The organism is Flectobacillus longus, assembly GCF_030056705.1.
GTDB classification, from domain to species: domain Bacteria; phylum Bacteroidota; class Bacteroidia; order Cytophagales; family Spirosomataceae; genus Flectobacillus; species Flectobacillus longus.
In genome coordinates, this window is record NZ_JASHIC010000031.1 from 50,478 (window position 1) to 68,388 (window position 17,911).

Below are 17,911 nucleotides of genomic sequence, written 5' to 3' on the forward strand. Positions count from 1 at the left end.
TAAAATTGGAGAGTCTCAAGAAGATAAGAGGTCAACAATTTTGAACAAAAACTAGAATCGGTTGATATTCGAGTAAAAATTGTGATAGGACAAATCCAAGAAATAAAATATTTGTCTTTGATAACTCTACAAGATTAATGAGTACCAAGAGCATACAGATTGAATAATTAGTGCCATATACAAACCATAAATCACTATATTTCAAATACTTAAAAACTCCGCTTTTTTATCTTGTATGGTATCCAGTACACTCCCAGATTTTGAAGTTTTTGTAGATACCCAAAAAGTACAAAAAAATTTAGGTCTTCAATCATTTTTAATAAGAAATAAGGATATAATATAACTAATACAAGATTCTTGTTTCTTAAATAATAAATTTGAGTTAAAACATTTGCAAGTGTTATTTCAACACACTACTTTTCGCATCAAATGAACAAGACATTTGTAAAATATCTCTTCTCACTAGTTATCCTCGTGTTGAGCTTCACGAACCAGTTGATGGCTCGCTCGCACAAGGACGGAGATATTATAGTGTCTTCTTCTAAGTCAAACTCGTCTTTTCACAACGCACTTCTTGAGCCTCATCAAAGCCCCATTTATACTGTACCTGTTTCAGAAAGAGGGGAAAAAGTATTCTTTGATGCAAACGAAAAAGAAGTAGAAGAAGATGAAGCAACTCTTGCTTCATCAGAACATATTCAGGGTGGCAATGCCATTGCATCTCTTTTCTTTAGTTGGTACCAAAATTTAATCCAACTTCGCAGTCCTCAATTTTCTTATTATTATAAGAATCTTTCACAATTATCTCCCAACAAATTATTCATAGTTTTTCGAGTAATCAGACTATGAGATGATGCTTTGGGGAGTCGTACCCCGTCTTCATTCCAACTATTGTTTCAGTTTCCTAAGTAAGTGATTATTAAGACAGTATATTAGGTATTGACTTTGCCTATACATTTTGCTTAAATTGCTTCTAGAACTGATTACAGTAATCTATCTCACAATTTCACAATACAAAATCATGAAAAAAATTCTCATCCTTATGGGTGTGGCTATGATGCTATGCCATACAAGCTGCGATTCTAAAAAAGAGGAAGAAAAGAAAGAAGAGATCAAACTTCTTGTAACCAGCCCGCTAAAAAAAGACACAACCGCCATTCACGAGTTTGTGAGCCAGATCCGCGCAATTCAGCACATCGAATTGCGTGCATTAGAAAAAGGTTACTTAAAAAAGATTTATGTTGATGAAGGTCAGTTTGTGAAGAAAGGACAGTTGATGTTCCAAATCCTTCCTTTGCAATATCAAGCTGAGTTCCAAAAAGCACAAGCTGAAGCAAATTTTGCTGAAATTGAATACCAAAACACTAAATCGTTGGCAGAGAGCAATATTGTTTCTAAAAACGAATTAGCCTTGGCAAAAGCAAAATGGGATAAAGCAAAAGCTGAAATGGACTTAGCCAAAGTACACTTAGGCTTTACCGAAATCAGAGCGCCATTTGATGGTATTATGGATCACTTCGCTGTACGTGAAGGTAGTTTGTTGGATGACGGTGATTTGTTGACAACCCTTTCAGACAACAGCAAAATGTGGGTTTATTTCAATGTACCTGAATCTCAATATCTTGACTTGAAAACAAAAGCCAAAGGAACAACTTTACCAATCGTAAAATTGAAAATGGCTAACCAAGATATTTTCTCTCATACAGGTGTGATTCAAACGATTGAAGCGGATTTCAATAACGAAACAGGTAACATTGCTTTCCGTGCTACGTTTCCAAACCCAGAGAAATTGTTGAGACATGGTGAAACAGGTAGCATCTTGATGGAGTCTCCATTGAAAAATGCAGTTATCATTCCACAAAAAGCTACATTCGAAGTACTTGAGAAAAAATATGTATTTGTCGTAGATAAAAATAATACGGTAAAATCACGTGAAATTACCATCGCTGCTGAATTGCCAGATATTTATATCATCAAATCAGGCTTGAAAGGTGATGAAAAAATACTTCTTGAAGGTATTAAGAAAGTTAGAGACAACGACAAGATTAAGTTCGATTACGAGGATCCACAAAAAGTGATTTCGCACTTAAGAGTGTATGCTGAATAATAGTAGAAATTGTGAGAGTTAGCTATTATGCTTGAGTGAATTCTTAATGCGTGAGTTCTGGAATTCGCACGCATTGGGTTATGGATGAGGTGGTTGTGTTTCATAACCACCAATTCACTCAATTCAAACTCTTTCAATACTTACTTCAATCACTTGTGTATTCAAAAACTTCAAGAAGAATATGTTTAGTAAATTCATACAAAGACCGGTATTAGCGATAGTAATATCGATCGTCATCGTTTTCATGGGGATTTTGTCTTTGAAGACACTCCCTACTTCACAATTTCCAGAAATTGCACCACCAGTAGTAATGGTAAGTGCATCGTATCCTGGTGCTAGTGCCAAAGTACTAACCGAGTCTGTGCTTATTCCCCTTGAGCAGGCTATCAACGGTGTTTGGGGTATGCGCTACATGACTTCCGATGCTACCTCAGCGGGTGAAGCCAACATTCAGATTGTATTTAACTTAGGAACTGACCCCGACCAAGCCCTCGTACAGGTAAATACTAGGATTGCCCAAGTATTGAACCGCCTTCCGACCTTGGTACAACGTGAAGGGGTTGTCGTAAACCGCGTAATGAACAGTATGTTGATGTATGTCAACCTTTACTCGAAAGACAAAAATGCGGATATGAAATTCTTGTTCAACTTTGCTGGGGTGAACATGATTCCTGAGTTACAGCGTTTGAATGGTATCGGTCAGGCTCGTATATTGGGTAGCCGTCAGTACGCTATGCGTATTTGGTTAAACCCAGACCGTATGCGTGCTTACAACGTTTCAGCCGACGAAATCATGGAGGCTTTGGGTGACCAAAGTGTGATTGGTTCGCCTGGTCGTATTGGTCGTGCCGATGGTAAACGTGCCGAAGCGCTCGAATATGTATTAACCTATCAGGGACGTTTTAACAAACCTGAACAATATCAAGATGTAATTATTCGGTCGAATCCTAATGGTGAAATCCTGAGGTTAAAAGATGTTGCCAAGGTAGAATTAGGTAGTGAATATTATGATATTTACTCAAATCTAAATGGTTATCCTTCGGCGGCGATTGTCTTAAAACAAACTTATGGTTCAAATGCTAGTGATGTAATCAAGAGTGTTAAAGATAAATTAGATGAACTGAAAAAGTCGTCATTCCCTCCAGGTATGGACTATCAAATCAGTTATGACGTATCTAACTTCTTGAATGCTTCTACCGAAAACGTAATTCATACCCTTCGCGATGCCTTTATTCTAGTGGCATTAGTAGTATTTGTATTTTTGGGAGACTGGCGCTCAACGTTGATTCCAACACTTGCAGTACCTATTTCATTGATTGGTGCATTCATCTTTATTAAGTTGTTTGGTTTGACCATCAACATGATTACTTTGTTTGCCTTGGTATTGGCTATCGGTATCGTAGTGGATGACGCCATTGTCGTCGTCGAGGCCGTCCATGCCAAGATGGAAGAGGAACATCTGTCCCCTTATAAGGCCGTAAGAAAAGTATTAGGTGAGATTAGTGGTGCCGTTATTGCGATTACCTTGTTGATGACTGCGGTATTTGTGCCAGTAGCATTTATGAGTGGTCCTGTAGGTATTTTCTACCGTCAGTTCTCTATCACAATGGCAAGTTCGATCATTCTTTCGGGGATTATTGCCCTTACGGTAACACCAGTACTTTGTGCCATGATTTTGAAAAATAATCACGGTAAACCTAAGAAGAAAAATATCTTAGACAAAGCCTTGGATGTATTCAACGCAGGTTTCGAAAAGTTGACAAACTATTATGTGAGTATATTGAAAGTAATCGCTCACCGCAAATTAGTTACTGTCGTATTATGGATTGTATTTGTGCTTGGTATTGCAGGTATTGCTTCTAATCTACCTTCAGGTTTTATTCCAAGTGAAGACCAAGGTATGATTTATGCGATTATCCAAACGCCTCCAGGGTCTACATTGGAACGTACCAACGATATTTCACGTAGACTTCAAGAAATTGCTGAAAAAGTAGAAGGTATTCAATCGGTATCAGCCTTGGCTGGTTATGAGGTACTTACCGAAGGTCGTGGTTCAAACGCAGGTACTTGTTTGATTAACTTAAAACCATGGGATGAACGTCATCATTCTGTTTCTGAAATCATTTACGAACTAGAAGAAAAAGCACATGAAATCCCTGGAGCGACCATCGAATTCTTCGATCCACCAGCGGTTCCTGGTTATGGTGCAGCGGGTGGTTTTGCCCTACAATTGTTGGATAAAACTAACTCAGGTGACTACAATCAGTTGGAAAGCGTGAAAAATGATTTCATGAAAGCTTTGCAAAAACGTCCTGAACTCACAGGTTTGTTTACTTTCTTTAGTGCCAACTATCCTCAGTACGAACTAGAAATTGACAACCAATTGGCTATGCAAAAAGGCGTATCGATTGGTAATGCCATGAACACTTTGTCTATTTTGATTGGTAGTACTTACGAACTAGGTTTTATCAAATTCCAACGTTTCTTTAAAGTATTCGTACAAGCATCGCCAGAGTTTAGACAATTGCCAGAAGATGTCATGAAATTGTATGTGAAAAATAACCGTGACGAAATGGTTCCTTTCTCATCTTTCATGAAAATCAAGAAGATGCAAGGGCCAAACGAAATCAACCGCTATAACATGTACACTACTGCCGCAATACGTGGTGGTGCTGCCAAAGGTTTTAGTTCGGGTCAGGCGATTGCTGCTGTACAACAAGTTGCCAAAGAAACATTGCCACACGGATTTGATATTGACTGGGCTGCCCTTTCTTATGATGAAGTTAGACGTGGTAACGAAGCCGTATATATCTTCCTTATCGTATTGGCATTCGTATATGTGGTATTAGCTGCTCAGTATGAAAGCTTTATTATTCCATTGTCGGTAGTATTATCATTACCAGCAGGGGTATTTGGTTCATTCTTGATGATTAAATCTATGGGCTTGGCCAACGATATTTATGCACAAGTTGGTTTGGTCATGTTGGTTGGTTTGTTGGGTAAAAACGCCGTATTGATTGTAGAATTTGCGATGCAAAAACACCATCAAGGTGCAACCGTACTTGATGCAGCTATCGAAGGAGCTAGAGTTCGTTTCCGTCCAATCTTGATGACTTCATTTGCCTTCATTGCAGGTTTGATTCCATTGGTATTGGCACACGGTGCAGGTGCAATTGGTAACAAAACAATTGGTGCTTCGGCCTTGGGTGGTATGTTATTCGGTACCATCTTCGGGGTAATCATTGTACCAGGCTTGTATTATATCTTTGGTTCAATGGCTGAAGGTCGCAAACTCATCAAAGACGAAGAGAACGACTCCTTGACAGAAAACCTTGTTCACCAATTAGATTCATTCCCTCAACCAGATGACAGTAACGACGATGAATAATATAAGAAAAATCAATTATTTAGCAACGGGCTGTGTACTGATGATGGTAGCGGCCTGCGTACCAAAGTCTTTGGTACCTGTGACTAAAATAGAAAACCGTAACACACCAGCTACTTACAATGGCGGTACAAGCGATTCGACCAATGTGGCTAAAATCAAGTGGAAAGAGTTTTTCACCGATCCAAAATTGGAAGCCTTGATTGATACAGCTTTGTTAAACAATCAGGAACTGAATCTTACTTTACAAGAAATTGAAATTTCGCGCAACGAAATCAATGCTCGTAAAGGGGAATACCTTCCTTTTGTAAAACTTGGCGGTGGCTTAGGTGTCGACAAAGTTTCGAGATATACCAGTCAAGGTGCGGCAGACGATATGTCTGAAATCCGCCCTGGCGTAAGAACTCCAGAGGTTTTGCCTGATATGATGGTGGGCGCAAGAGCGAGTTGGGAAGTGGATATTTGGCACAAATTGCGTAACGCACAAAAAGTAGCTGCACAAAACTATTTCGCAAGCATTGAGGGCAAAAACTTTCTGGTAACCAATTTGGTAGGCGAAATCGCTAACTCTTATTACGAGTTGTTGGCATTAGATAACCAATTGGCTATTATCAAGCAAAACATCGAGATTTTGAACAATGCCTTGAATATCATCAGACAAGAAAAACAAGCAGCTAAAGTTACTGAACTAGCTGTGCGCAGATTCGAGGCTGAGGTGTTCAAAACGCAAAGTTTGCAGTATGAAATTCAGCAGAAAATTGTTGAAGCCGAAAACAAAATCAACTTTTTGGTGGGACGTTACCCACAACATGTAGATAGAAGTTCGGACAATTTCAACACTTTGGCACCAACAAAGATATATGCTGGCTTGCCTTCGCAATTGATTATCAACCGTCCAGACGTAAGAGCAGCAGAGTTGAAACTTTCAGCTGCTAAACTAGACGTAAGTATTGCGAGAGCCAACTTCTACCCTTCTTTGGGTTTGAGTGCTGGTTTGGGCTTTAGATCTTACAATCCTTTGTATTTGGTCAATCTACCTCAAGCATTGATTACCTCATTGGCAGGCGATATTGCAGGACCATTGGTAAACAAATATGCCTTGATTGCTGGCTATAACACAGCAAGTGCCAAGCAAATTAAAGCAATCATCGAGTTTGAAAGAACGGTGTTGAATGCTTGTATTGAGGTAACAAACCAATTATCAAACATAGATAACTTGGATAAGAACTTCAACATGAAGTCTAATCAAGTAGAGGCACTTACACAATCTACGGAAATCTCTATCAAACTCTTCAAGTCGGCTAGAGCAGATTATATGGAAGTGTTGTTGACCCAGCGTGATGTATTAGAATCACGTATGGAATTGATTGAAACAAAAATGCGCCAAATGAATGCTTTTGTAAATGCTTACAGAGCACTCGGCGGCGGATGGAATTAATTTGTATTGTGTAATCGTTAGTGCAAATAACCCCATTTTACCGAGTAAGATGGGGATTATTTTTTAATTATGAGTTTTGAGTGATGAATTGTGAGACTATTGTAGATTTGGGATTTCTGATTTCGGATATAAAGTAAAATAGACTGTGCTGGTGCTGGATTGAATCCAGCACCTTTTTTTCTCTGGATTCTATCCTGAGGCTTTATTTCCAAAACTTTGCAAGGGGGTTAATTTTTATAATAGGATTGGAATCCTTAGATTGAGTTAGTACTGGCTAGGAAGCCAGCACTAGCTGAGAAAATTACTTAGCTTCTCTAATAATTATTTTATCTTCACCATCATGTAGCGTATAAAGGTAGTTTTTATCTTCATATTTTGCATTTACAGTATTCCTCCCCTCAACATTATGAAATGTTGGAATATCAATAGAACTAACAGGAACATTTATTTTTTTAAGTTCGCCATTAACCATTTCATTCTCTATGATTGTTAGATATTGACTATCTCCAAATTTGATTAATAATTCTCCCAAGATACCTTTATATATTGGGAATTTAATTTCTTTTGAGAGCCTAATATTCAATTCTTTATGAACGAATACTAGCAAAATAACAAAAGCTATACATAAAAATATTTTCTTAACCATAATTCTATTTGTCGTTTAGAAGGTCAAATAATTGTACATTAGCCAGTACCTATTTTTTCTCTGGATTGTATCCAGAGGCAATCGTTTCAAAACCTCACAATTGAGTTGACTTTCAACATAGGTTTACCTCATAGACAGATAGCAGAATTATAGAAAGGATTGGAATCCTTAGATTGAGTTGGTACTGGCTAGGAAGCCAGCACTAGCGGGTGATTGGAATCCTTGGATTGAGTTAGTACTGACTAGGAAGCCAGCACTAGCGGGTGATTGGAATCCTTGGATTGAGTTAGTACTGGCTAGGAAGCCAGCACTAGCGGGAAACTAGTTTCATACTTATTTAATACGTTTGAAAAAACTTGACATAAATATAGCATTCATATAAACATAGTCTAATTGCATTGTATCTCTATAAAATACACACTTATACGTAGTACTATCTGTATTCAAGAAACCATTATTTTCCCAATAGTATTTTGTTTTAACTATCTGCCCCGTAGAAGATTGATAGTGCAATCGGAGACTATCTTCAAGATATTCATAATACCACTTTACACTAGATGGAGCTTCTATTCTTCCATTACCGATACCGATGAATTCCCATTTCCCTAAAATCGCTTTTTGTGGAGAAATCTCTTCGTCTTTACAGCTTATAGAAAGTGTAAATAACAATAGTAAAATAAGTGCAGATAGTGTTTTCATTTTTGTACGAGTGAAACGATGAATATTTAAAATATAACCCTGTATTAAAATCTAAAGATACTTTACAAACAATAATGGTTGTAATTAGCCTTCACTTTTATAGGCTTTACTCACACGCTGGTGCTAGCTTTCTAACCAGCATCTATTTTTCTATGGATTCTATCCAGAGACTTTATTTCCAAAACTTCACAATTGAGTTGATTTTCACACGCTGGTGCTAGCTTTCTAACCAGTACCTATTTTTTCTCTGGATTGTATCCAGAAACTTTATTTCCAAAACTTCACTATTAAGTTGATTTTCATTAATGGCTTACCTCGCAGACAGATACCAGAATTATACAAAGGATTAGAATCCTTAGATTGAGTTAGTACTGGCTTGGAAGCCAGCACAAGCGGAGATTAGAACCCTTAGATTGAATGAGTACTGGCTAGAACGCCAGTATGAGCGTGGATGATTACTACTTTTCATTGTCATTTGGTAGTAACACGGCATACGCTTTCCAAGCATGTTCTAAATCATTAAAAAGCACCGCCTCAACAACACCATGATAGAATATACCTTTTTCTGAGTCGTGAATTGAGATGTAGTCTGTCTTGAAAAATCGTTCGTTAACATTTTTCGAAAACACAGGACGAACCATTGATTTTGTCTTTTCAGGAGTATTTGGATTTAGTAATAATCCGATTGTATCCTTTTTCTTAAAAAAATATACTGTCGTTGGCATAGGTTATATTTTAATCAATTAAAGTTAACAAATTACAAAACAGCATTTTAATTCGGCTGTGTTGACGAGGAATGGTGTAAAGTTACGTTTTGTCATCTTGATATATTACTATTTCTATCAAAATAGCATTCTCATTATCTCACGCTGGTACTAGCTTTCTAACCAGCATCTGTTTTTCTATGGATTCTATCTAGAGACTTTATTTCCAAAACTTCACTATTAAGTTGATTTTCTTTGTGGATTGGAACCCTTAGATTGAGTCAGTACTGGCTAGGAAGCCTGCACTAACTGGGGACTGTGAGCAATATTTAATTGCTTTATTTTAGATGCCCATTTCACTAAAATAGCTCAAAATTTATTAGTTGAGATGAAGCTAAAAATTCTTTTTAAAAAATCTTAATAATTCTCAAGACACATTTCATAAAATATTGTATCTTCGAGTATTAATCCACTATTTATCAGTTTGAGACATTACATTTTTTAAAAGAATAAGTACTGGCAAAAGACATAAGAATGTTTGTGTTCTAAAACATTCGTAACTCACGACTCATACTTTATAGTGGCTATTTCAAATTAGACATTCAATTAAAGAAAAGTAAAAGCCACACGGCATAAACTTATCTGACACTATTCATATTTGATTCAGGCATCGATTTTTCGATGCCTTTTTTTTGTACTTATACTACTCAATAAATTTACTCTGATAACGACAAAGCAGTGAAATAATAAAGGCGATATCCATTACTGAATATCGCCCATCATTAATAAATTAGGTTTTTATTATAAAGTTTTATACAGAGTTAGATCCAACTTATTGTGAATGTAAAACATTGACAATAAAAATTTTACATTCACAATTCATCATTCTCAACTCTGCATTAATAATTAATAACCAGGGTTTTGCATAGCAGTTTTTTGATCAGATGATAAAGGTTTTCCTCCGCTGTACACACCATCCAAGAATGTCTGTGGAATTGGTCTCAACAAATGGAAATCTTTGATATTGTTAGCTGCACCAGGGTTGTAAGCCTTCGCTCTTGCCACCAATGTTTTAGTTCTGCTCAAATCCTCCCAACGGTGGAATTCACCACAAAGCTCTCTTGTTCTTTCGTTCAATACCAAACACAACATTTTGTCATACGTAGAAGTATAGCCCAACTTATTGATTACAGCTACATCTTGCGCTGGCAAGTTGTTAACACTCGTAATATCAAGCGCTGTTGCTGTAGTTGCGACAGGAATGTTGTTTGACTCATAATAAGAGTTTTCAGTCAAGAAAGAGTTGATGTTTACATTCTGACCTGATTGAGATACAACATACGCGGCAGCACCATCTGTATAAGCAGCTCTGTCTTCACCAGCTTTATAAGCAGCTCTTTTTCTTACAGCATTGATATAAGGAAGTGCAGCATCATAAGAACCTTGACCAAGGTTTGCCAAACGAATTTTTGCTTCAGCAGCCATCAAATACGTCTCTGCGGATCTAGCCAATACCATATCTCTGTAACCTCTTACTTCGTTGATTGCCAAACGTGCTCCATCAAAATGTTTACTCAATGATGGGAAACGAACGTCTTGCACTAAACTTTTTCCATCTGAAGCATGAGCTACATATACCGTAGGAACGGTTTTGTTGGTTTTTGAATAAACAATCTCATCAACATATTTAGTTTTTGTAAAACGTGTATCTGATGGACTGTTGATAATAAACATCAAACCAAGGTCACCATTTACGTATTTACCACTACCATTGTTTAATCTACTTTTTGTTCTAAAACTTTTCCAGAATCTTGAGTCATTTACTTGGTCAAATACATCATACGTGAAATACGTAGGTGCCAAGCGGCTAAACGGGCGCATACCTGTCAAGTCACGTTGCATATACGGAAGGTCATCATAACGAGCCGTAAAGTACAAGTGCTGGTTGTTGAAAGTTGTAGCCAACAAGTTGTCACCAAACTGAGCAGAAAGAATCAATTCAGATAAAGTTTCATTAGCGCCATTTGGTTTGCTATAAGCCCAAATATCGCCAAAATTGTTTGCCAGAGGGTGTCTTGCAATTACTTCGTCTGAAAGTGACACAACCTTAGCCAAGTCAGCAGCCTTTGTAGAAGAGTTCCATGCATCATTGATTTCACTAGCTCTTGACAAATACGCTTTAGCTAAATAATGCGCTACCGCATCTTTAGTAATTTTGGCTGGAGCACCAGTATTATCCAACAAATCATACGCTTTTGATAAGTCATCGATAATTTGCGCATAAACTTTGTCTGGCGTTTCGCGTGTAAACTCTAATTCGACCGTAGTACTTACGTTCAATTTTAAAGGCACAGCACCGTATTGACGAACCAATCTCAAGTAGTTATAAGCACGCAAGAAGTAACCTTCACCCAAAGCTGTTTTCTTGATGGCATTATTGGTTGAGGTAATATCTGTAGCCGATTTGATAATCTGATTTGCCAAACCAATTGCCACATAGTAAGTATCCCAAGCTCTTTCTGCTGCGATAGTATTACTTGTTACCACAGTTACGATAGGTTTAAAACCGCCGTCGTAGTTGTTCCAAGGGCTGTTTGAGCCATCACCTCCTACATGAAACTCATCTGTTCCATAATTGGTAGTAGCAAATTGAACCTCACCACCTAATGGCACTGCAAATGTTTGGTTGTAAGCACCAGTTACAGCAGCCTGAATACCTTCTTCAGTACTGTAGTAAGCATTACTTCTTTGTGTTGTTAATTCTTCTTTTAGGAAGTCTGATTGACAAGACATATTAGCTAAAAGAGCGAAAGCACAAATACCTGTTTTTATATATCTAAACTGTACTTTATTCATCTTAAAAATCATTAAAAGTTAAAAATCAACATTGATACCCATTGTAAATCCTCTGTTCCAAGCTGAACTTTGTAAGTCCATATCAATCCAGTTGATATTGTTGTAAACCATTCCTAAGTTTTGTGCTTGGAAATAAACTCTTGCATGACTCAAGCCAAGGCTCTGAGAGAATTTGTCTGGCAAGTTGTATCCTAATGAGACGTTTCTAATTTTAATAAATGATCCATCTTTGTAGCCTAGTGCTGTGTAATAAGGGTCACCTGCTGCGGCTGTATAGTATGGGTGTTGATAATCTGCATTGGTATTGTTTGGTGTATAGTAGCTTACAACACGTTGGTTTGAACGACCTGTCAATGCCTCACCACCTGTGTTATACAAGTATTTCAAACGACCATACAACATTACTGATAGTGAAAATCCTTTATAGTCAAACGTGTTAGTCATACCTACGATAAATCTAGGAATAGTACTTCCTAATACTCTACGGTCATTTGTAGCATCGATTTTATAGTCTCCATTCTGGTCTACAGGTCTTACTGAACCAACAGTGAATGCTTGTCCATTAGCATTGAATTTAGCCATTTCAGCTGCATCTGCATCTTTCCACAAACCAGCAGATTGGTAGTCATAAATTACTCCTTGGCTTTGACCAATAAACCATTTATTGTTGATATCGTCTACTTTACCATTTGCTAACGATACAATCTGGTTACTTTGCCATGAGCCGTTGAAAGTAGTGCTCCACTCAAATCCACCTCTGTTTAGGTTTACCGTTGTTACTGTCAAATCAATACCTTGACTTGATGTTTCACCAATGTTTGCATAAGTATTCACAAAACCTGTAACAGATGGAATCGTTTTCAACATCAACAAATCTGTTGTACGAGACGTATAGTAATCTAAAGTACCACTAACTTTTCTTTTGAAGAATGAGAAATCAATACCGTAGTTGATTTGGGTTGTTTTTTCCCATGTCAAACTTTGGTTAGCTAAAGTTGAGTTATTAGTTTGACCTGTTGCAAGCGTACCACCATAAGGATAGTAAATCTGAGAAAGACCACCCTGAGTAGCATAAGGATCAATAGCAGAGTTACCTGTAACCCCCACCCCTGCTCTTACTTTCAAGTCATCAATCCAACGTTGATCTGCCAAAAATGGCTCGTTTGTCAATCTCCATCCTAAAGCAGTACTTGGGAAGAATGCCCATTTGTTTCCTTCTGCCAACTGTGATGCACCATCATAACGGCCTGATACTGTAATCAAGAATTTGTTATTGTAATCATAGTTGATACGACCTAAATATGAACGAAGTTGTCTCTGTGATAACGACGACCCCCAAGCAGACAATGGAATATTTAAAGCATTCCATTTTTGACTTGTCATAGGCACGTTATCTGCTGCCATATTGTTTTTGTCGTAAGTCCACTCTGTTTGAGTTTGGAGTGCCAATACACTCAATTGATGCTTTCCAATGGTTTTGTTATACGTTAGCATATTATCCAAAGTATAAGACAACGCTTGATCTTTGGTCAATGAAGCATAACTTGAACCTGTTCTGATTACTGAGTTTGCATCTAAGAATACCCCATTTTTATTGATTGAAACGTCTGGACCAAAGTTCATTCTGAATTTCAAGCCATCCAATGCTTTTGAGAAACCAGCGAAGTTAATTTCAGAATACAAACTACCAAAAATACGTAAGTTGCTACGTTGATCTTGAGAGTAATTCTCTTCATTTACAACCGTTTTGAAAGCATCGTCACCTCCAGGATACAGGATTCTTGCACCAGTGGCATCGTATGGTACAGTATAAGAAAACAAGTTTCTAGCACTTTCATACAGGCCCGAAGCTCCTACGTTGGTATTTTTACCTGCACCTGATTGACCGTATTCGTTAACTGAATAGGCTGCGTTTAATACGCCACCCATCGAGAACCAAGCATTTGGTTTTACGTCAACGCTCAATTTTGCAGAGTAACGCTTATAGCTTTGTCCTTTTACAGTACCTTGATTATCGATAAAACCAAAAGAGGCGTAAGACTTCATTTTATCGGTACCACCACTTACACTAATCGTATGTTGTCCTGTCAAAGATGGACGAGTTACCATACCAATCCAGTCTGTATTTTGTACCTTAGAACCATCCCATGTGCCACCTTCCCAGCCTTTTAGGATATTATTCCAAGACGATAAATCTCCAGAACCCTTAAAAATCAAGAAGTCATTTGCCTGAGTAGGTTTGTCACCACGAGGATACAAATTCTGATTCAAATAATAGTATGACCATCTTCTGTAATCGATATATTGCGCAGCGTCCATCAATGGTGAGCTGTTTTGCAATGTTTCAGTGGTAAAGTTAGAGTTCAAACTCAAGGTATATTTACCGTTTTTACCTCTTTTAGTCGTGATAATCACAACACCGTTTGCACCACGCGAACCATAAATAGCCGTAGCAGAAGCATCTTTCAAGATGTCTACTGTTTCAATATCGTTAGGGTTGATGTTATCGATACCACCCGATGTCAATGGAATGTTATCTACTACGTACAAAGGTGAGTTTGAAGCTGTCAATGAACGAACCCCACGAATCGTGATATTTCCTACTTGACCAGGTCTTTCATTAGAAGTAATGTCAACCCCAGCTGCTCTACCTTGCATACCTTGTAGCGCATTGGCAACAGGTCTTTGTGTAAGGTCTTTAGCACTTACGCTTACTACTGCACCTGTAACGTCTGATTTTTTACGCTCGCCATAACCAATTACGACAACCTCTTCTAAGGCTTTCGTATCTGTTTGTAATACTACATTTATTACCGTCTGATTTCCAACTGCTACTTCTTTTGTTTCGTAGCCCGTCGAAGAAATTACTAACACTGCATTGCCATCTGGTACATTGAGTTTAAACGAACCATCTACACCAGTGGTGGTTCCTTGATTTGTACCTTTGATTTTAATACTTGCTCCTGGAAGAATTTCTCCATCGCTTCCAGTAACCTTTCCAGTTACAGGTAAAGCCAAACTTGATTTGTTTGTTACTCTTACCGAATGTAGCAAACTAGCCTCTTTTGCAAGTACCAAATTGCCTTTACCTTCAACTTGAGTATAACTTCCAGCTAAGGCCACAAGCACACCCACATTTAGTAATTTTTTGAGCATTGAGATTAGGTTTTATATGAAATAATTGACAGAAAAAAGACCGCTTTTAATATGATTTATTTTATATTATTTTGTCTTTTTTGTCAAAGATATTACCATCCCAAACCCAAACCATCATGCTCCGTCCTGAACCATACAGCTACATTTTATTAAATTCATTCTTAAATTGATTCTATTTTCATTAAAGGGAAATATAATTTTTTCTATATATACTTTTTTTAGTACTATTTTTAAAAAATATTATTAAAGATTTCTCAAAAGTAAAAAACCTATCAGAATGGTTTCCGAAATCGTTTACGGAACATGAACTATCTTTATTATACGTAAAAAAAACGCTGTTATTATGAGAGAAAATCGGTATTTTTAAATAGTACAATTGTAATAGTTTATTGAGTAAATCCAAGCCTTATTTCATGCTTTTTATAGAATAAAATCGCCAGTATTTTTTTACTGATTTTGAAAGTTTTTTTATCAAACTGCCTAAAACATGATTAATATCACCTTATTTATCCTGCTAATCCTTATTTAAGCAGTACAGAAACAGGACAGCCCAAATTGTATTATTCTATCAAGACATGTAGCAGTTTAGGGAACAAAAGAATACTCTTTTTCTATTATCTATACAACAAATGCAGACCTACTAAACTCAGCAAAACAATCAACATGAAATACATTTTTGAAGAAAACTCTTTCCATAGTCACTTTTCGTTATTAATTGAAGAACACCAATTTGAGCATATTTTTTATGACAATCGTGAAGAACGTTTGCTTACCATTGTATGGAATCGAGGCGAATCTCAGCAAATCTTGATAGATGGGAATCATTATACTTTCCCTAAAAATACTATTCTTCCACTAATGGTAAATCAGTCTTTTTGGTTTGAAAAACCTCAAAACTTAGTTATTTGGCGTTTCAACAGAGAATTCTACTGTATTGTCGACCACGACAAAGAGGTGTCCTGTGTAGGTTTCTTATTTTATGGCATGAGAGAAATAACCTTCTTTCAGCTTTCTGAGGAAAACCTCCATCGTTTTGAATCTCTGCGCACAGTTTTTATTGATGAATTTAGTACAATTGATACCATCCAAGGCGAAATGCTGAGAATGTTACTTAAGCGTTTGATTATTTTAGTAACCAGAATCGCCAAAGAACAAAGTATTCAACCACCTATGGAAGAGCACGATTTTGACATAGTTCGCAGATATAATATTGCTGTAGAAAACCACTACAAATCCAAACATCAAGTGCAGGATTATGCCGATATGCTGAGCAAATCGCCCAAAACATTATCCAATTTATTTTCCATATATAATCACAAAACGCCTCTTCAAATTATTCATGAACGCATTACCCTCGAAGCTAAACGTTTATTGATTTTTACAGAAAAGCCCACCAAAGAAATTGCTTTTGACCTAGGTTTTGAAGAAGTAGCCCATTTTAGTCGCTTATTCAAAAAAGTGGTTGGAGACTCTCCTACTGATTTTAAAGAAAAATATTTTAAAAATTAAGTTAGCTGGCAAAATTAAAATAATTGTGCCCGCAATAGGCATTAGGCAGTAAGCCGTAGGCATTAGGCAAAAAAGCTTTAATTATTTCATGAGAAATACCATATAAATTTTAGCCTAGAGCTTAAAGTTATATGGTAAGCTAAAAATGCAAACAAATTTTGATGAAATCCGTAAGCCCAAAGCCGATTATCGAAGACTTAGGAAATATTGGTAACAAGTCGGGAAAAAGTGGTTCGTTGCGAGCAAGTCTATTGTATCAACTTTGCATCAACAAAATGATTCAATAAAACTTAAACAAAATCGAACATGAAAACTTTTGAAGTCCCAACTCGCGAACAAGTATCTGAAACAAACCAACATATTTTTGATAATCTCAAAAAAGGAATAGGCATGGTTCCTAATTTATATGCCACTTTTGCTCATTCAGACAATGCTTTGTCGAGCTATGTGACACTACAGAGTATGAAATCTTCTTTGAGCAATAAAGAAAAAGAGGTTGTAAACTTGGTAGTAAGTCAAATCAACGACTGTATCTACTGTCTTTCGGCTCACACAGCTATTGGCAAAATGAACGGTTTCTCAGATGAACAAATCATCAAAATTCGTAAAGTAGCAATCGATTTTGATGCCAAATTGCAGGCTTTAGCACAATTTGTTAAAGAAACTACCATCGAGCGTGGACACCCTAGTCAAGTATCTGTAGAAGCATTTTTGGATGCAGGTTATACCAAAGCTCAATTAGTGGATACCATCGTATTGATTGGCGATAAAATCATCACCAATTATCTACATGGCGTAACGCAAGTGCCTGTTGATTTTCCTGTTGCAGTAGCGATTTAGTTTCGCACGTAGAGACGCAATGCCTTGCACCTAACAGTTGATCGAACTAAATTGAGTGATTTAGTGATTATTTTAAAATAATCACTAAATCACTCAATCTCAATTCACTAAATTAAAGCCCATGAGGCGATGAAAGCTGCATTTTTACTGGCTCTACCATTTGAATACTGAGCATTGAAACCAGTTGAAATACTGTCGCAAACATCCCAATAATAGCAAAAGCCTGCACCAAATAGCCAATCATAACCAAGAGCTTCTCGATATATGCTAGTCTAGTGGGAACCTCATCCTCTTCGTCTACAAGACTTCCGAATAAACTTCTACAGTACAAAATAACATCCTGATGATGTACTATTATTTTCCCCAAAAAGAAAACGAAGATATTAAATACAAACGCTGGCAAGGTTGTCAGCAAAGAACCGATGATAATCATGATTAAATAGGTTGAAAATTGTTTATTATAAATAGGGTATTTTAAAGGTATTTAAGTACTTCTTTCTTCTTTTATACTCGATTTGTAAATTATTTTTCCACAAAACTTCAGCTTTTGGTGAATATAGTATCACTGGGT

13 protein-coding genes are annotated in these 17,911 nt (G+C 37.0%); 7 read left to right on the forward strand and 6 right to left on the reverse strand.

Going from position 1 to position 17,911, the window contains the following annotated elements; genetic code table 11:
* Window positions 1–429: 429 nt before the first annotated feature.
* The 4 genes from QM491_RS21095 to QM491_RS21110 all read left to right on the forward strand — a co-directional run bounded on the left by QM491_RS21095 (window position 430) and on the right by QM491_RS21110 (window position 6,930).
* A complete protein-coding gene (locus QM491_RS21095; protein WP_283329510.1) occupies window positions 430–849 on the forward strand; it encodes a hypothetical protein in 420 nt (139 codons plus the stop codon).
* A gap of 172 nt (window positions 850–1,021) precedes the next feature.
* Entirely contained in the window at window positions 1,022–2,107 is a 1,086-nt protein-coding gene (locus tag QM491_RS21100) for an efflux RND transporter periplasmic adaptor subunit (RefSeq protein WP_283329511.1), read from the forward strand.
* Window positions 2,108–2,288: 181 nt separating this feature from the next.
* Complete coding sequence (locus QM491_RS21105; protein WP_283329512.1) at window positions 2,289–5,495, forward strand: efflux RND transporter permease subunit; 3,207 nt, start codon at window positions 2,289–2,291, stop codon at window positions 5,493–5,495.
* Window positions 5,488–6,930: a TolC family protein gene (locus QM491_RS21110; RefSeq protein WP_283329513.1), complete on the forward strand. Its 1,443-nt coding sequence runs from the start codon at window positions 5,488–5,490 to the stop codon at window positions 6,928–6,930. Before QM491_RS21105 ends, QM491_RS21110 begins: the two co-directional genes overlap by 8 nt.
* A gap of 301 nt (window positions 6,931–7,231) precedes the next feature.
* Here QM491_RS21110 and QM491_RS21115 read toward each other — a convergent pair whose 3' ends face one another.
* The 5 genes from QM491_RS21115 to QM491_RS21135 form a co-directional block, all read right to left on the reverse strand.
* A complete protein-coding gene (locus QM491_RS21115; RefSeq protein WP_283329514.1) occupies window positions 7,232–7,576 on the reverse strand; it encodes a hypothetical protein in 345 nt (114 codons plus the stop codon).
* Between the two features lie 333 nt (window positions 7,577–7,909).
* Window positions 7,910–8,275, reverse strand: coding sequence for a hypothetical protein (locus QM491_RS21120; protein WP_283329515.1), 366 nt, complete (start codon window positions 8,273–8,275; stop codon window positions 7,910–7,912).
* A gap of 458 nt (window positions 8,276–8,733) precedes the next feature.
* On the reverse strand, window positions 8,734–9,000 hold the full coding sequence (locus QM491_RS21125; protein ID WP_283329516.1) for a hypothetical protein: 267 nt from the start codon (window positions 8,998–9,000) through the stop codon (window positions 8,734–8,736).
* A gap of 885 nt (window positions 9,001–9,885) precedes the next feature.
* Window positions 9,886–11,835, reverse strand: a complete 1,950-nt coding sequence (locus tag QM491_RS21130; RefSeq protein ID WP_283329517.1) for a RagB/SusD family nutrient uptake outer membrane protein — start codon at window positions 11,833–11,835, stop codon at window positions 9,886–9,888.
* An 18-nt stretch (window positions 11,836–11,853) separates the two neighbouring features.
* The gene (locus QM491_RS21135; protein ID WP_283329518.1) at window positions 11,854–14,991 is read right to left on the reverse strand and encodes a SusC/RagA family TonB-linked outer membrane protein; all 3,138 of its coding nucleotides are present in this window, start codon (window positions 14,989–14,991) and stop codon (window positions 11,854–11,856) included.
* Window positions 14,992–15,654: 663 nt separating this feature from the next.
* Here QM491_RS21135 and QM491_RS21140 point away from each other — a divergent pair.
* The 3 genes from QM491_RS21140 to QM491_RS21150 all read left to right on the forward strand — a co-directional run bounded on the left by QM491_RS21140 (window position 15,655) and on the right by QM491_RS21150 (window position 17,340).
* Complete coding sequence (locus QM491_RS21140; RefSeq protein ID WP_283329519.1) at window positions 15,655–16,500, forward strand: AraC family transcriptional regulator; 846 nt, start codon at window positions 15,655–15,657, stop codon at window positions 16,498–16,500.
* 161 nt (window positions 16,501–16,661) lie between these two features.
* Window positions 16,662–16,787, forward strand: a complete 126-nt coding sequence (locus tag QM491_RS21145; protein ID WP_283329520.1) for a hypothetical protein — start codon at window positions 16,662–16,664, stop codon at window positions 16,785–16,787.
* 19 nt (window positions 16,788–16,806) lie between these two features.
* Window positions 16,807–17,340 carry a carboxymuconolactone decarboxylase family protein gene (locus QM491_RS21150; protein ID WP_283329521.1) on the forward strand — a complete coding sequence of 178 codons (534 nt, stop codon included), beginning with the start codon at window positions 16,807–16,809 and terminating at the stop codon, window positions 17,338–17,340.
* Between the two features lie 112 nt (window positions 17,341–17,452).
* Here QM491_RS21150 and QM491_RS21155 read toward each other — a convergent pair whose 3' ends face one another.
* Entirely contained in the window at window positions 17,453–17,773 is a 321-nt protein-coding gene (locus QM491_RS21155) for a hypothetical protein (protein WP_283329522.1), read from the reverse strand.
* Window positions 17,774–17,911: the final 138 nt, after the last annotated feature.

Excerpts from the sequence above, each read along its gene's own strand:
- QM491_RS21095 (WP_283329510.1), top strand. The coding sequence starts at position 430 with ATGAACAAGACATTTGTAAAATATCTCTTCTCACTAGTTATCCTCGTG.
- QM491_RS21100 (WP_283329511.1), top strand. The coding sequence starts at position 1,022 with ATGAAAAAAATTCTCATCCTTATGGGTGTGGCTATGATGCTATGCCAT.
- QM491_RS21105 (WP_283329512.1), top strand. The coding sequence starts at position 2,289 with ATGTTTAGTAAATTCATACAAAGACCGGTATTAGCGATAGTAATATCG.
- QM491_RS21110 (WP_283329513.1), top strand. The coding sequence starts at position 5,488 with ATGAATAATATAAGAAAAATCAATTATTTAGCAACGGGCTGTGTACTG.
- QM491_RS21115 (WP_283329514.1), bottom strand. The coding sequence starts at position 7,576 with ATGGTTAAGAAAATATTTTTATGTATAGCTTTTGTTATTTTGCTAGTA.
- QM491_RS21120 (WP_283329515.1), bottom strand. The coding sequence starts at position 8,275 with ATGAAAACACTATCTGCACTTATTTTACTATTGTTATTTACACTTTCT.
- QM491_RS21125 (WP_283329516.1), bottom strand. The coding sequence starts at position 9,000 with ATGCCAACGACAGTATATTTTTTTAAGAAAAAGGATACAATCGGATTA.
- QM491_RS21130 (WP_283329517.1), bottom strand. The coding sequence starts at position 11,835 with ATGAATAAAGTACAGTTTAGATATATAAAAACAGGTATTTGTGCTTTC.
- QM491_RS21135 (WP_283329518.1), bottom strand. The coding sequence starts at position 14,991 with ATGCTCAAAAAATTACTAAATGTGGGTGTGCTTGTGGCCTTAGCTGGA.
- QM491_RS21140 (WP_283329519.1), top strand. The coding sequence starts at position 15,655 with ATGAAATACATTTTTGAAGAAAACTCTTTCCATAGTCACTTTTCGTTA.
- QM491_RS21145 (WP_283329520.1), top strand. The coding sequence starts at position 16,662 with ATGAAATCCGTAAGCCCAAAGCCGATTATCGAAGACTTAGGAAATATT.
- QM491_RS21150 (WP_283329521.1), top strand. The coding sequence starts at position 16,807 with ATGAAAACTTTTGAAGTCCCAACTCGCGAACAAGTATCTGAAACAAAC.
- QM491_RS21155 (WP_283329522.1), bottom strand. The coding sequence starts at position 17,773 with ATGATTATCATCGGTTCTTTGCTGACAACCTTGCCAGCGTTTGTATTT.